This is a genomic window from Methylobacterium litchii, assembly GCF_038442315.1.
Classification (GTDB): domain Bacteria; phylum Pseudomonadota; class Alphaproteobacteria; order Rhizobiales; family Beijerinckiaceae; genus Methylobacterium; species Methylobacterium litchii.
In genome coordinates this window covers 315,381-329,254 of the sequence record NZ_JBBXMY010000001.1, presented here as the reverse complement: position 1 = coordinate 329,254, position 13,874 = coordinate 315,381, and the positions used below count along the sequence as shown (strand labels likewise).

Genomic DNA, 13,874 nt, shown 5'->3' with positions numbered 1-13,874 from the left:
GACCATGACGCACCCGCCCCTCGTCCCGCCGGCCTGGCTGTTCGAGCGATTGTCGGCGCCGGACATCGTGGTGCTCGACGCCTCCTGGTATCTCCCGGCCGCCGGCCGCGACCCGGAGGCGGAATACCGCGCGGCCCACATCCCCGGCGCCATCCGCTTCGACCTCGACGCGATGAGCGACACCGAATCGCCCCTGCCGCACATGCTGCCCCGGCCGGAGGTCTTCGCCTCGCGGATGCGGGCGCTCGGCATTGGCGACGGGCAGCAGGTGGTGGTCTATGACGGGATGGGCCTGTTCTCGGCCCCACGCGTTTGGTGGATGCTCAAGACCTTCGGGATGCGCGACGCGCTCGTCCTCGACGGCGGCCTGCCCGCCTGGACCGCCGCCGGCTACCCGACCGAGGAGGGCGAGGGCCAGCCGCGCGAGCGACGGCACTTCACCGCCCGCCTCGACCATGGCGCCGTGGCCGACGGATCGGACATCGCCCGCGCCCTGGAGAGTGGCGCGGCCCAGGTGGTCGATGCCCGCTCCGCCACGCGCTTCCGGGGCGAGGAGGAGGAGCCGCGCCCCGGCGTGCGCCCCGGCCACATGCCGGGGGCGAAGAACCTGCACTACGCCGCCCTGCAGCGCGACGGCCGGATGAAGAGCCCGGAAGAGCTGGCGGAGGTCTTCGCCGCCGCCGGCGTGGATCCGCGCCGGCCGGTGATGACCACCTGCGGCTCGGGCGTGACGGCGGCGATCATCAGCCTCGCCCTGGAGACGATGGGCCACCCGGCCCGCAGCCTCTACGACGGCTCGTGGTCCGAATGGGGCGCCGACCCGCAGCGCCCGGTGGAGAAGGGCTGAGGCGTCAGGCCGTCCGCACCGCCCGGCGCTTGTCGGCAGCGACCCACTGCATCAGCACCACCATCACCACGATGGTGGCGATGTAGACGGCGAGTTGCAGGGCGGTCGGGCGGTCGGTGTAGCCGACGAGGGCGTGCAGCACGCGGCCCGTCCACGAGTTCTCGGCGATGATCGCGGAGCTGTTCCACACCGTGTGGCCGAGGATGTCGATCACGCCGGCATTGGCCAGGAACTGCGCCGCCTGCGAGGCGAGGCCCGCCGCCAGGAAGGTGATGAGCACGCTCGTGACCGAGAAGACGTAGCGCGCCGGGATCGAGGCGAGCCCGAGATAGCTCACCGCCGAGAGCAGCACACCCGCGCCGACGCCGGCCAGCGCGCCGAACTGGATGTCCGCCCCCGAGGTGCCCGAGGCCACGAGGCCGTAGAGGAACAGCACCAGCTCCGCGCCCTCGCGCAGGATCGCCGCGCCGACGACGATGGCGAGCGCCGCCGCCTCGCGCTGGCCGCTGCGGACCGCCTCGCCCGCCGCGCGCAATTCGCCCGCCATTTCGCGGCCGTGCTTGCTCATCCAGGTGTTGTGCCAGATCAGCAGCAGCACCGCGACGATCAGCACAGCCGCGTTGAGGATGTCCTGCCCGCTGCCCTCGAAGGCGTCGGAGATCCGCTCCGCGAACAGCGCGACCAGGGCCGCGCCGCCGAGGCCCCCCGCCACGCCGAGCAGCACCCAGCGCATCCGGCCGGGAATGCCCCGCGTCGCCGCGAGCACGATGGAGATGATGAGGCCCGCCTCGATGACCTCGCGGAAGGCGATGACGAAGGCACCGATCATGATGCGTAATCCCTGAAGATGCGCGGGACCCGCGCTACCAGACCCAGAACAGCAGCACCCAGTTGGCGACGGAGACCGCCGCCGCCCCGGCGATGCAGGCGCAGGCGAGCGCCCGCCGGAAGCCCCCGGCCGAGAGGCCCGCGACCCGCCACGCGAGCCACGCGCTCCACAAGGCCGCCCCGGTCAGCAGCGCCGCCCGGATCTCGGCCACGTAGGGCACGACGATCCCGTCCCCGCGCAGGAAGGTGATCGTGAGCGCCGAGAGGCCGAGGAAGACGCCGCAGCCCGCGATGGGAATCAGCGTCTGCGTGAGATGGTGGAAGCGCCGCAGGGAGAACGGCCCGAGCATCCGCGCGGCGAGCGCCACGAGGGCCGACAGGCCGAGGCCGAGCACCAGGGTCGCGGCGCCGATATAGACCAGCAGGATCGCCCCATCGAGGAGCGTCATGACGTCGTTCTTGTCGGGATAGTTCGTCAGCACGAACCACGGCGCGGAGGCTTCGAGCGGCCAGGTCGTACCGTGCTCGATCAGCCAGGTCGCCGCCGCCTGCTTCATGTCGAGGAAATACGGGCTCGACGACCATTGGAACGCGCCGACCGCCAGCCCCAGCATCCCGAACAGGATCAGGCTCGTCTGCTCCCAGGAGGGCTCGTCGCCCGCCACATGGACGATCTCGTCATTGGGCGAGCGCAGGGCGAGGCGCACCGCGCCGCGATGGCCGGAGCAGCGCCCGCACATGTGGCAGGCCCCGGCCCCGCGCATGGCCTTCACCGGCACCAGCGGCGCGCAGTTGAAGCTCGCCGTGCCCTGGGCCGGCTTGGGCGAGGCGGCCCAAACGCCGCGATCGACCTGGAAGCTCAGGGGGGCGAGCTTCGACAGCACCGCAAACACGCCGTTCACCGGACAGAGGTAGCGGCACCAGACCCGCTTGTTACGGCCGTAGAGCAGGCCGACGACGATGGCCGCCAGCGTCGAGCCCCCGAGCACGGCGAGCGCCGGCTTCGGATAGCCGTAGACGCTGGTCATCTGCCCGTAGACCGTGGTGCCGGCGAAGGCGATGAACGGCCAGCCGCTCCATGTGATCCAGCGCGGCACGGCATAGCCCCGGCTCCACCGGCTCGCGGCCTCGGACAGGGCGCCCTCGGGGCAGAACACGCCGCACCAGACCCGGCCGACGAGCACCATGCTCACCAGCACGAAGGGCCACCAGATGCCCCAGAAGGCGAACTGGGCGGCCAGCGTCAGGTTGGACCAGATGTGCTGCGTGTTGTCGGGTAGCGGCAGGAAGGCCGGCACCGCTACGAGGAACACGTAAAAGGCCACCACGGCCCATTGCACCGCGCGGATCGCGCCGGCATGGGCGCGCAGCCAATCGCCGAGGCGGGCGATTCCGGCGTCGAGGTCGCCGGCTCTGAATCCACCCGCGCCCGCCGTCACTTGGCCACCAGCTTGGCCTTCGCGTCCGGGTGGAAATCGTCGAACACGTCGTAGCTGCCCGCCTCGATGGTGCGGAACACGATGGAGGAGGTCGAGCCGGCGGCGAGCGCCTTCTCGCGCTTCAATTCCAGGCTCTCGAACTCGACCGGCGACTGCCCGGTGTTCGAGATCTCCAGCTTGAAGCGGGTGTTGGCCGGCACCTCGATGATGGCGGGCAGGATCACCCCGTCGCGCATCTCCACCTTGATCACCGGCATGTCGTCGGCGCGCGCCGAAGCCCCCGAAGAGAGCAGGAGAAGGGCCGCGAGGGTGAGAGGCCGGATCACGGAAGTCCCCATCCTTGTCAGTAGGCCCCCTTCTTGCCGGTGCCGGCGAAGGTGAAGTCCTGGGTCATGTCGAAGGCTTCGAACCACGGGCCGACGCCGGTCTCCTTGTCGACGTGGCGGCCGAAATGGCTGTGCTTGCCGGGCGGCGCGACGGTGACGGTGATCCGGTAGCGGCCCGGCCCGAACAGCTTGACGTTGTCGCCGTAATGGGGGCCATCGTTGGCCACCATCGGCATCAGTGCGCCCTCGACCTTCTGATCGGTGGGCTTGTCCCCATCGAGTTTCACCAGGGTGAACCGAACCTCGAGCGCGGGCACGAAATCGCCCTCGGCGAAACCGTTGCGGTTGTCCTTGGCGGCGCGGATATCCGTTTCGAGGTGGATGTCCGATTGCGCGGCCGGACGCATCATGTCCGGCGGGTCCATCTCGATGGGCTGGAGATAGACGGCGGCCACTTCGAGCCCGTTCTTGGTGAGATGCGGGCCGATCGGCACCTCCTTGGCGGAGGCCGTCGCGACGGCGAGCAGCAGGGCCGGAACGGCGAGGGCGAGTCGGATCGGGGCGGGGGCACGCATGGCTGCGCCACATAAGCCGAATGAGGCGAAGTTCAAAGAGCTCCCATCCACAATCAAATCATAACAGTTCTAAATAAGAGCGGTGGACATAGACGTTCTGGTGAGCTTGTTGGAAGGCCTCGAATATTCACAAGGTATGGGGACGAGAATAGCCGCTCGGGATGGCCTGTGGCATGCCGTCACCCAATGGTGCAGGACCGTCACGGCAGCGTCGCAGAGATGCGGCACCCCCCTTGCGAACCTCACGCGGCACAGCTACGAACACCGATTATAGCAATTGCTATATTCAAGGGAACAGGTGATGGGCCAGCAGGGGGCGAGCGCATCCCGGACCACGGCGACAACGACCACGCCCGGGCGGCTGCGCCGGACCTTTGCCCTTGCCGGTCTCGCCGTCCTGGGTCCGGCCGCCGCGCTGGCCGCCGACCTCGCGGCGCCCCTCCCCCCGGCAGCGCGCTACACCGATTGGTCCGGCCCGTATCTCGGCCTTGAGGGCAGCGCCAGCGGCTCCTACGGCGCCTATTCCTTCGGACCCTCGACGGTGGGCGGGCGCAGCGTGCCGGCCTTCAAGAGCGGCGATTCCACCGGCCGCAGCGACCGGGGCCGCGACGCCACGACGGCGGTCGGCGGCGCCTATGCCGGCTGGAACTGGCAGAACGGGCCATGGCTCTACGGGATCGAGGCCGCCCTCGACGCGGCGAACCTGAAGCGTCCCGTGCCCTCGACCATCGCCGGCTTCGGCTACCAGGGCGTGGACCCGGCCTTCGACGTGATCCGCGCCAAGACGGACGTGTACGGCACCCTGCGGGCGCGGCTCGGCTACAGCTTCGACCGCTATCTGGTCTACGCCACCTTCGGCCTCGCCGGGGCGAATGCGCGGGTGCTGGCCACCTATCCCGATCTCGCCACCGGCGCGGTCGGCACCGCGAAGGCCAACCTCGGCTATGTCGGCTTCACCCTCGGCGCGGGGGTGCAATACGCCATCTCCGACACCCTCGCGCTCGGACTTGACTACCGCTACGTCGACCTCGGCGAGAGCGGGCGCTTCTCGCTGGGCGCGGTGCCGGGGCTCGGGCCGGTGACGAGCCGGGCGAGCCTCACCTCGAACCAGATGTTCCTGCGGTTGATGTGGTTTCCTGGGGGTCTGACGGTGCCGCCGGACCCGGACGAGACCGCCCCGCACGATCCCGACAACGGCGACACCGGGCGGTTCTCGCTCCACGGGCAGACCACGCTGATCGCGCAAGGGGTGCCGGGCTTCCGCTCGCCCTATCTCGGCGACCAGAGCCTGATCCCGCATCAGGCCCGCCAGACCACGACGGCGACGATCTTCCTCGGGCTGAAGCTCGCGGAGGGGACGGAGCTCTATTACAACCCGGAATTCAGCCAGGGCTTCGGCCTGTCGCGGACGCTCGGCGTCGCGGGCTTCGTCAACGGCGAGGCGCAGAAGGCCGGGGCGCCGTTTCCGAAGCTGCGCTCCAACCGCTACTACATCAAGCAGACGATCGGGCTCGGCGGCGAGACCGTCGAGGTGCCGGACGGCCCGAACCAGGTGGCCACCCGCTACGATGCGGAGCGCATCACCCTGATCGCCGGCAAGTTCGCACTGGGCGACTTCTTCGACGGCAACGTCTACGCCCACGACCCGCGCGTGGACTTCTTCAACTGGTCCCTGTGGGGCGCCTCGGCCTGGGACTTCCCGGCCAACCTCCCCGGCTTCACGCAAGGGCTCTACGCCGAATACAACCGGCCGGAATTCGCGGTGCGGGCCGCCTACACGCAGGTGCCGAAGCAACCCTCCAGCGATGTCCTCGACCCCCGGGTGTTCGAGCGCGCCGGGCTCAACATCGAGTTCGAGGAGCGCCACGTGCTGCCGTTCCTCGACCAGCCGGGCAAGGTGCGCATCGGCCTGTTCTCGAACGAGGGCAACTCGGCCAACTACCGCGACATCGTCACCCTCACCCAGCTCGGCGCCTTCGGCGACATCAACGATGCCGCCGCGGCCACCCGCCGGCCGCGCCGCAAGAGCGGCGGCTACATCAACCTCGAACAGGCGCTGACGCCGGACCTCGGCCTCTTCGCCCGCGCCAGCGTCGGCGACGGGCGCACGGAGAACATCTCCTTCACCGACATTGACCAGAGCTTTTCCGGCGGCCTCTCGCTGAAGGGCAAGGCCTGGGACCGGCCGGACGACACGGTGGGCCTCGGCGCCGCCATGAACGGCCTCTCGCCCTCGCACCGCGCCGCCTTCGCCAACGGCTATTACGGCCTGCTGATCGGCGACGGGCAGCTCCGCTACGGCACCGAGCGGGCGATCGAGACCTATTACGCCCTGAACCTCACGAAGTTCGTGACGCTGACCTTCGACTACCAGTTCATCGACAACCCCGCCTACAACCGCGACCGGGGCCCGGCGCACTTCTTCGCCTCGCGGCTGCACGCGGATTTTTGACGAAGGAACACCGTCGCAGTGACAGGCGGCGGTTCGACTGCCATCATACCCAATCGGATCGGACGATCCGCATTGCGAGGGCGACGATGCCGCAACGCCGGACGATCCAGGTGGCGGAGGACGGGAGGATGAATCTCCCGGCCGACATCCGGCGCGACCTGGGCTTGAGCGGCGCCGGCCGGATCGTCCTGATGCAGGACGAAGACGGGATCCACCTGACGACCGCCGAGGATTCGCTACGGCGCGTGCGCGAACTGGCCGCCCCGTTCCGCAGGGGCTCGGTCGTGGACGAGTTCATCGCCGAGCGCCGTGCCGACAGCGGCGAGGAGTGAGGACGGTACGGTGCCCAGCCCCGTCCTCGACGCCTCCGCCGTGCTCGCCGCGATCTTCGACGAGGCCGGCTCCGACCAAGTCGCGGCGCATCTTCCGGGCGGGGCGATCTCGGCCGTCAACTTCGCCGAAGTGCTGGCGAAGCTCCGCGACCTCGGCATGCCGGACGCCACGGTCGAGGCGATCGTCGAGGACCTTCAGCTGACGGTCCTGCCCTTCGAGGCCGCTCATGCCCGGGACAGCGCCCGCCTGCGCCCGCTGACGCGCGCCGCCGGCCTGTCCCTGGGCGACCGGGCCTGCCTCGCCACGGCGCGCCTGCGGGGGGCGACGGCCCTGACCGCCGACAGGGCCTGGGCCCGCCTGCCGGCCGAGACGGGGGTGGGGATCGAACTGGTGCGCTGAGCACCGTCCCTCACTCCTCCGCCACCGTTTCCCCGAACACCGCCTCGAACGCCGCCCGCAACTGCATGTCGACCTCCGCCATGCTCACCACGTGGCCGAGATCCACGAGGCTCGTCACGCCGTGCTCGCGCACGCCGCAGGGCACGATGCCGGCGAAGTGGGTGAGGTCCGGCTCCACGTTCAGGCTGACGCCATGGAAGCTTACCCAGCGGCGCACCCGGATGCCGATGGCGGCGATCTTGTCCTCGACGGTGGCGCCCTTCTCCGGCCGGCGCACCCAGACGCCGACCCGGTCCTCCCGCCGCTCGGCGCGGACGTTGAAGGCGTCGAGGGTCGCGATCAGCCACGCCTCCAGGCTCGCTACGTAGGCCCGCAGGTCGGCCCGGCGGCGGGTGAGGTCCAGCATCACGTAGGCCACCCGCTGGCCGGGACCGTGATAGGTGTATTGCCCGCCCCGCCCGCTCGGGAAGACCGGGAAACGCTCCGGCGCGACGAGATCCTCCGCCCGGGCCGACGTGCCCGCCGTGTAGAGCGGCGGGTGCTCCAGCAGCCAGACGCATTCCGCCGCCCGCCCCGCCGCGATGGCGGCGGCCCGCGCCTCCATCCAGGCGACCGCCTCCTCGTAGCCGACGAGCCCTTCGCTCACCCGCCACGCGACGGGGGGCGAGCCGGGAGCGGGCAGGAAGGCGGCCGGAGAGACCGCGAGGCGGGCAGCGTTTACCAAGACTTCACCATCATGAAGGGATGGTCTCACAATCATTCCGGATGAACGGTGGCAAGGTCGGTTTGGGCGTGGGCGTGTTCGAGACCCTCAAGGTCGATCTCACCGTCGTGCTCGGCCGGGCGCAGATGCCGCTGCACATGCTGCTGCGCATGGGGCGCGGCGCCGTCATCGCCCTCGATGCCTCGGATTCCGACATGGTGGAGATCCTCGCCAACGACCACCCCGTCGCGCGCGGCCAGATCGTCGTCACCGGCGACCGCATCTCCGTGGAGGTGACGGAGCTGATCCGCAAGGAAGCCGCGATCATCGACCCGACCGTCACCATCGGCGACGGGGCGGCCCCGTTCCTCGACGACCCGATGGGCGGCTGACGGGAAGCGGGCAACATTCGCTTGTCGGCGCGGAAGCGATCTGTTATCGCCTGCCGCGCCGGACGAAACGGCGCCCCACGGGGCGCAGGACGACGGTGTTTCCGGACAGACTTTACCACCTGTCCGATGCGGCCATGGCGGAATTGGTAGACGCGCTAGCTTGAGGTGCTAGTCCCGCGAGGGGTGGAGGTTCGAGTCCTCTTGGCCGCACCAACTGTTCTTCCGAAACAGTGGTGCTCGTATCTGGCGAAGACCGGCGCGCGACAGCGCCGAGAGCCACCGAACCTTTCCTGACCGATCCCTCCTTTCTCGAAGCCCCCCTCGACGCGCACATGCACGCACAGCATTCCCGTGCGCTCATGCGTGACCCGGTGCGTGTAGCAAGCCTGATCATCATGCCGGTCCAGGCAGGAAGACGCTGGCACACGGTGAATAGCTGGTATGGCTGCGGCGAAAGCGGAAGATCGATTTATTGTGTGACCGAGAGAGTTGGACGGCTTGATTTTATCAAAGCACTTCTTCACTCTTCGTCTCGGCACCACGACGTTTGAGCGGTGCTCCGCGCCGCGAAAGCGCGGCTTGACCCTCTTTCATCGAGATTATCCTGTCCATGCGCCACCCTCGCGTGCGGCGTCCGTTCATCGTCGAATCCCGTGGCTCTTCCCGTGATGGCGGTTCCGTCGCGATCCCGAGGCGGGTTCAGCCGGCCCCGCCATCGCAGCAGGCCCTCCAGGCCGCGTCGCGCCCCCTCTTCGATCCCTGGGCGGCGGTCACGACGCCGGCGCCGGCCCATCCCACGGCCGAGCGGCGCATCCTCCCGAACATCATGGAAGCCCCCGAGCCGGCGCCCGCCGAGCCGGAGGTGGAGCTCGCCGTCGAGGCGCCGCTGCCGCGCGTGCGCCGGGTGAAGCCTCGCGCCGCCGCCGCGCCGAGGCCGGCGGCCCCGGTGGTGGTAGCCGAGGCGCCCGCCGCGCCCGCCCCCATGCCGGTGGCCGCGCCGAAGCCCCTGTCCGCCGCGCCGCGCCTGTCGCCGCGCGACGAGCGTTCGGCGCGCGCCGCCCTGCCGGCCGGGCAGCGCTGGAAGGCCCGCCTGCCCCGCGCCTGCTGGTAGCACTCGGAATTCGCCACAGATGGATCGTCCGGCCCTTCGTCCGGAGGCGGTGGACGTCTCCGGTCTCCTGTCCCCCCGCGTGCGTGGCATCCGCACGAGCCAGATCGGCCTCGTGGCCGACCGGGGGCGCGACGATCCCGACGTGGTGAAGCTCTGGATCGGCGAAGGCGATTTGCCGACGCCGCCCTTCATCGTGGAGGCCGCCCACCGGGCGATGCAGGCGGGGCATACGCGCTACGCCACCTCGCTCGGCCTGCCGCGCCTGCGCGAGGCGCTGGGCGCCTATCACGCGCGCCACTGGGGCGTGGCGATCCCGCCCGACCGCTTCGCCGTGACGGCGGGCGGCATGAACGCGGTGATGCAGGCCGCCCAGGCCCTGCTGGAGCCCGGTGACGAGATCATCATCCCCTCCCCCGCGTGGCCGAATCTGGGCGAGGCGGTGCGGGTCACGGGCGGCGTGCCCGTGTCGGTGCCGTACCGGGTGGATGCGGAGGGCCGGTTCTCCCTGCCGCTCGCGGACATCGAGGCGGCGCTGACCCCGCGCACGCGGGTCATCATGGTGAACTCGCCCTCGAACCCCACCGGCTGGATCATGCCGGCCGACGAGATGGTGGCCTTGCGCGACCTCGCCCGCGAGCGCGGGTTGTGGATCCTCGCGGACGAGGTCTACGCGCATTTCACCTATGACGGGCCGATCGCGCCGTCCTTCCTACAGATCTGCACGGAGCACGACCGGCTGATCGTCGCCAACACCTTCTCGAAGAACTGGGCGATGACCGGCTGGCGCGCCGGATGGCTGATCTTCCCGAAAGGGCTCGCCGAGACCTTCGCCAAGCTCGGCCAATACAACACGACCTCGATCCCGACCTTCGTGCAGCACGCGGCGGTCACGGCGCTGGACGAGGGCGACGGCTTCATCCGCACCATGGTGGAGCGCTGCGCCGAGGCCCGCGCCATCCTGATCGACGGGCTCTCGCGCCTGCCGGGGGCGTCCATCGCGCCGCCGGAGGGGGCCTTCTACCTCATGGCCCGCCTCGTGGAGGACGAGCCGAGCCTGCCCTTCGCCCTTCGCTTGCTGGAGCAGGCGAAGGTCGGCGTGGCGCCCGGCACCGCCTTCGGCCCCGAGGGCGAGGGCTTCGTGCGGCTTTGCTACGCGATTAGCCCGGAGCTGGCGCGGGAGGCCGTGCGCCGGATCACCGGCCTGCTCGGGCGCTGAGGCCCGTCAGGTCACGGGAAGCCGCAGCACCTTCGGGCGCCAGATGCCGAGCGCCACGTTGGCGGTCGCGACGGCCAGCAGCACCCAGAGGCTGTTGCGCTCCGGCCCGATGGTGGCGCCGAGGAGCAGGGGATCGAGCTTTCCGGCGAGCGCCGCCGCGCTCATGCCCGCCTCGCGCTGCATCGGCCCCTGGATGTAGACGAAGCCGCCCTCGAACATCAGCACGCCCGTGGCGAGCTTCAGCCACGCCCAGCCCGCGCCCCGGTAGACGGGGTGGATCGCCATGGCGAGCAGGCCGGCGATCAGCACGAGGGCGAGGGAGGGCAGGAAGATCCAGGTCGCGACGGCGCCCATGGCCCCCCGGATCAGCGCATAGCCGGCCAATTGCGACGGCGGCGGCGCGACGGAGAACATCACGAGCAGCGCCGCCATGGCGCCCATGAGGCCGATGGATCCCATCGTGTGCAGGAACTTGAGCAGCCGCCGCATCGGACCCGTCACGGTTTCAAAAGGTCATGCGACCTTTTGCGGGTGCAGGGCGGCGCCCTGCAAGAGGCCGAGGCGACGCGCCCCGGCCCTTCAGACCGCCGCGCCCTCCACGAGGATCTCGCGCTTGCCGGCATGGTTGGCCGGACCGACGAGCCCTTCCATCTCCATGCGCTCCATCAGCGAGGCGGCGCGGTTGTAGCCGATCTGCAGCCGGCGCTGGATGTAGCTGGTCGAGGCCTTCTGGTCGCGCAGCACGACCTGCACCGCTTGGTCGTACAGATCGCCCCCACTCTCGCCGAAGGCGCCGGCATCGAACACCGCGCCGTCGATCTCGAGGTCGGCGGACGCTCCGCCCTTGCCCTTGCCGCCCTTCTCGGAAGCCGGCTCCTCATCGTCCGCCGTGACGGCGTCGAGGTAGCTCGGGCGGCCCTGGCGCTTCAGGTGCGCCACGACGCTCTCGACCTCGTTGTCCGAGCAGAACGGCCCGTGGACGCGGGTCGTGCGCCCGCCGCCGGCCATGAACAGCATGTCGCCCTGGCCGAGCAGTTGCTCCGCGCCCATCTCGCCGAGGATCGTGCGCGAGTCGATCTTGCTCGTCACCTGGAAGGAGATCCGGGTCGGGAAGTTCGCCTTGATCGTGCCGGTGATGACATCGACCGACGGACGCTGCGTCGCCATGATCAGGTGGATGCCGGCGGCACGGGCCATCTGCGCGAGGCGCTGGATGGCGCCCTCGATGTCCTTGCCCGCCACCATCATCAGGTCGGCCATCTCATCGACGACGATCACGATGTAGGGCAGCGGGGCGAGATCCATCTCCTCGTCCTCGTAGACCGCCTCGCCCGTCTGCCGGTCGAAGCCCGTCTGGACGGTGCGCGTCAGGACCTCGCCACGGGCGGCGGCCTCGGCCACGCGGGCATTGTAGCCGTCGATGTTGCGCACGGCGATCTTGGCCATCTTCTTGTAGCGCTCCTCCATCTCGCGCACGGCCCATTTAAGGGCGATCACCGCCTTCTTCGGGTCCGTCACGACGGGGGAGAGGAGATGCGGGATGCCGTCGTAGACCGACAGTTCCAGCATCTTCGGATCGACCATGATGAGGCGGCACTCCTCCGGCTTCAGCCGGTAGAGCAAGCTCAGGATCATCGTGTTGATGGCGACCGACTTGCCCGAGCCGGTGGTGCCGGCCACCAGCAGGTGGGGCATGCGGGCGAGGTCGGCGATGATCGGCTCGCCGCCGATGTTCTTGCCGAGGCACAAAGCGAGCTTGTGCTTGGTGTCCACGAAGTCTTCCGACGCAAGGAGTTCGCGCAGGAAGACCATTTCCCGCCGGGCATTCGGCAGTTCGATGCCGATGGCGTTCCGGCCGGGCACCACGGCGACGCGGGCCGAGACCGCCGACATGGAGCGGGCGATGTCGTCGGCCAGCGCGATGACGCGGCTCGATTTGGTGCCGGGCGCCGGCTCCAACTCGTACAGGGTGACGACCGGGCCGGGGCGCACGGCGAGGATGTCGCCGCGCACGCCGAAATCGCCCAGCGTCGCCTCCAGCAGGGTCGCGTTCTGCTCCAGCGAATCGGCCGAGACGAGGCTCGCCTGCGAAGGACCGCGCGCCTCGGCCAGGAGGTCGAGAGCCGGCAATTCATAATCGTGCGGCTCGCGCTGCGGCGCCGGGCGCCGGGCGGGGGCCGGGCTCGCCACGGGCGCGGCGACCCGCGAGGGCGCCGCCGTGGGCACGGGCATGGGGGCGGCCGGCACCGGCTCGGGCTCGTCCTCGTCCAATTCGTCGTGGAGGATGGGCTCGGCGCGTGGGGCCGGATCGAAGACCGGCTCGCGCCGCTTGGCCGCGCCGCGCTCGGCCTCGGGGATGTGGTCGGCCCAGGGGGCATCGCCATCGGAGAAGGCGCGCTTGGCCGCCAGCACCGGGGAGGCGCTGTCGATCTCGTCGCCCCGGCCGGCGCGCAGGCCCTCGACGCGGTTCGCGACGGAGGCGCGGGCACGCATCAGCCCCTGCGCCAGGGCGCCGATGCCCACGAGGCCGAGGCCGGGCTCGTCGGTGTCGCCGTCGCGGCCGTCGCGGTTCCGGTCGGGCAGGCGGCGGACAGGATAGGGCTCGTCCGGGCTCTCCTCCTCCGCCGGCACGAAGCGGCAGGCGCCCGTGAGGCAGACGATCGCCACCGCCGCGAAGCCGAAGCCGGAGAGCGGCGCGAGGCCGGAGAACATGCTGCCGAGGATGCGGCGGACCATGTGGAGCAACCCGTCGCCGGCCACGCCGCCGAGGCCGGTGGGCAGGGGCCAGCGGGCGGTGGGCGGCAGGGCGCTCGCCACCGCGCTGGCGGCGCAGAAGCCGATGATCCAGAGGGCGATGCGCGCTCCGCCGCCGGGCAGGTCGCGCTCGCGCATCAGCCGCACGCCCCACAGGGCCGGCGGCAGGACGAAGGCCAGCGAGCCGAGCCCGAGCAATTGCATGGCGAGGTCCGAGACCACCGCCCCCACCTGCCCGAGGACGTTGTGGGCCGCGTGCTCGGTGGCATGGTTGAGGCTCGGGTCGTCCACCGACCATGTGGCCAGCGCCACCGTCATGGCGACGGCGGCCGTGAAGAGCACAAGGCCGCCGAGCTCCGTCAGGCGCTTGCCCATGAACGGGCGAAAGCCATCGACGAAGGTCTCGTAGGGCGACGCAGGGCGGCGAAGCGAGCGCATGCGGGACCGGACGCAGAACGAAGGACTCGTTCCAGACGCTGGCAGAGAGGGCTTAACGACC

14 protein-coding genes and 1 tRNA gene are annotated in these 13,874 nt (G+C 70.4%); 8 read left to right on the top strand and 7 right to left on the bottom strand.

Annotation, left to right across the window (positions count from 1 at the left end):
- Positions 1–4 precede the first annotated feature (4 nt).
- Positions 5–847 carry a 3-mercaptopyruvate sulfurtransferase gene (gene sseA / locus AAHF99_RS01690; RefSeq protein ID WP_342162383.1) on the top strand — a complete coding sequence of 281 codons (843 nt, stop codon included), beginning with the start codon at positions 5–7 and terminating at the stop codon, positions 845–847.
- A gap of 4 nt (positions 848–851) precedes the next feature.
- Here the strand turns inward: sseA and AAHF99_RS01685 are convergent, their stop codons facing one another.
- Genes AAHF99_RS01685 through AAHF99_RS01670 form a run of 4 tightly spaced genes read right to left on the bottom strand, consistent with a single transcriptional unit; the run spans position 852 to position 4,015 of the window.
- Entirely contained in the window at positions 852–1,676 is an 825-nt protein-coding gene (locus AAHF99_RS01685) for an FTR1 family iron permease (RefSeq protein WP_342162382.1), read from the bottom strand.
- Positions 1,677–1,710: 34 nt separating this feature from the next.
- Positions 1,711–3,114 carry a 4Fe-4S binding protein gene (locus tag AAHF99_RS01680; RefSeq protein ID WP_342162381.1) on the bottom strand — a complete coding sequence of 468 codons (1,404 nt, stop codon included), beginning with the start codon at positions 3,112–3,114 and terminating at the stop codon, positions 1,711–1,713.
- On the bottom strand, positions 3,111–3,452 hold the full coding sequence (locus AAHF99_RS01675; RefSeq protein ID WP_342162380.1) for a cupredoxin domain-containing protein: 342 nt from the start codon (positions 3,450–3,452) through the stop codon (positions 3,111–3,113). The genes AAHF99_RS01680 and AAHF99_RS01675 overlap by 4 nt, the downstream gene beginning before the upstream one ends.
- A gap of 5 nt (positions 3,453–3,457) precedes the next feature.
- Positions 3,458–4,015: an iron transporter gene (locus tag AAHF99_RS01670; protein ID WP_313898780.1), complete on the bottom strand. Its 558-nt coding sequence runs from the start codon at positions 4,013–4,015 to the stop codon at positions 3,458–3,460.
- Positions 4,016–4,316: 301 nt separating this feature from the next.
- Between AAHF99_RS01670 and AAHF99_RS01665 the strand changes: the two genes are divergently transcribed.
- The 3 genes from AAHF99_RS01665 to AAHF99_RS01655 all read left to right on the top strand — a co-directional run bounded on the left by AAHF99_RS01665 (position 4,317) and on the right by AAHF99_RS01655 (position 7,199).
- Entirely contained in the window at positions 4,317–6,467 is a 2,151-nt protein-coding gene (locus tag AAHF99_RS01665; RefSeq protein WP_342162378.1) for a carbohydrate porin, read from the top strand.
- A gap of 86 nt (positions 6,468–6,553) precedes the next feature.
- Positions 6,554–6,799 (top strand): AbrB/MazE/SpoVT family DNA-binding domain-containing protein, encoded by a 246-nt coding sequence (locus tag AAHF99_RS01660; protein WP_342162377.1) that lies wholly within the window; start codon positions 6,554–6,556, stop codon positions 6,797–6,799.
- 10 nt (positions 6,800–6,809) lie between these two features.
- The gene (locus AAHF99_RS01655) at positions 6,810–7,199 is read left to right on the top strand and encodes a type II toxin-antitoxin system VapC family toxin (protein WP_342162376.1); all 390 of its coding nucleotides are present in this window, start codon (positions 6,810–6,812) and stop codon (positions 7,197–7,199) included.
- A gap of 10 nt (positions 7,200–7,209) precedes the next feature.
- On the opposite strand, the gene lipB is transcribed toward AAHF99_RS01655, so the two are convergent.
- A complete protein-coding gene (gene lipB / locus AAHF99_RS01650) occupies positions 7,210–7,923 on the bottom strand; it encodes a lipoyl(octanoyl) transferase LipB (RefSeq protein WP_342162375.1) in 714 nt (237 codons plus the stop codon).
- A gap of 41 nt (positions 7,924–7,964) precedes the next feature.
- Between lipB and AAHF99_RS01645 the strand changes: the two genes are divergently transcribed.
- From AAHF99_RS01645 to AAHF99_RS01630, 4 genes are all read left to right on the top strand, one after another.
- Positions 7,965–8,294 carry a FliM/FliN family flagellar motor switch protein gene (locus AAHF99_RS01645; RefSeq protein ID WP_412759815.1) on the top strand — a complete coding sequence of 110 codons (330 nt, stop codon included), beginning with the start codon at positions 7,965–7,967 and terminating at the stop codon, positions 8,292–8,294.
- Between the two features lie 128 nt (positions 8,295–8,422).
- A tRNA-Leu gene (locus AAHF99_RS01640) sits at positions 8,423–8,507 on the top strand.
- A 397-nt stretch (positions 8,508–8,904) separates the two neighbouring features.
- Positions 8,905–9,405 (top strand): hypothetical protein, encoded by a 501-nt coding sequence (locus AAHF99_RS01635; RefSeq protein ID WP_342162374.1) that lies wholly within the window; start codon positions 8,905–8,907, stop codon positions 9,403–9,405.
- A gap of 19 nt (positions 9,406–9,424) precedes the next feature.
- Positions 9,425–10,621 (top strand): pyridoxal phosphate-dependent aminotransferase, encoded by a 1,197-nt coding sequence (locus AAHF99_RS01630; RefSeq protein WP_342162373.1) that lies wholly within the window; start codon positions 9,425–9,427, stop codon positions 10,619–10,621.
- A gap of 6 nt (positions 10,622–10,627) precedes the next feature.
- On the opposite strand, the gene AAHF99_RS01625 is transcribed toward AAHF99_RS01630, so the two are convergent.
- Both AAHF99_RS01625 and AAHF99_RS01620 read right to left on the bottom strand, forming a co-directional pair.
- Positions 10,628–11,110 carry a hypothetical protein gene (locus tag AAHF99_RS01625; RefSeq protein WP_243959464.1) on the bottom strand — a complete coding sequence of 161 codons (483 nt, stop codon included), beginning with the start codon at positions 11,108–11,110 and terminating at the stop codon, positions 10,628–10,630.
- 90 nt (positions 11,111–11,200) lie between these two features.
- On the bottom strand, positions 11,201–13,813 hold the full coding sequence (locus AAHF99_RS01620) for a DNA translocase FtsK (RefSeq protein WP_342162372.1): 2,613 nt from the start codon (positions 13,811–13,813) through the stop codon (positions 11,201–11,203).
- Positions 13,814–13,874: the final 61 nt, after the last annotated feature.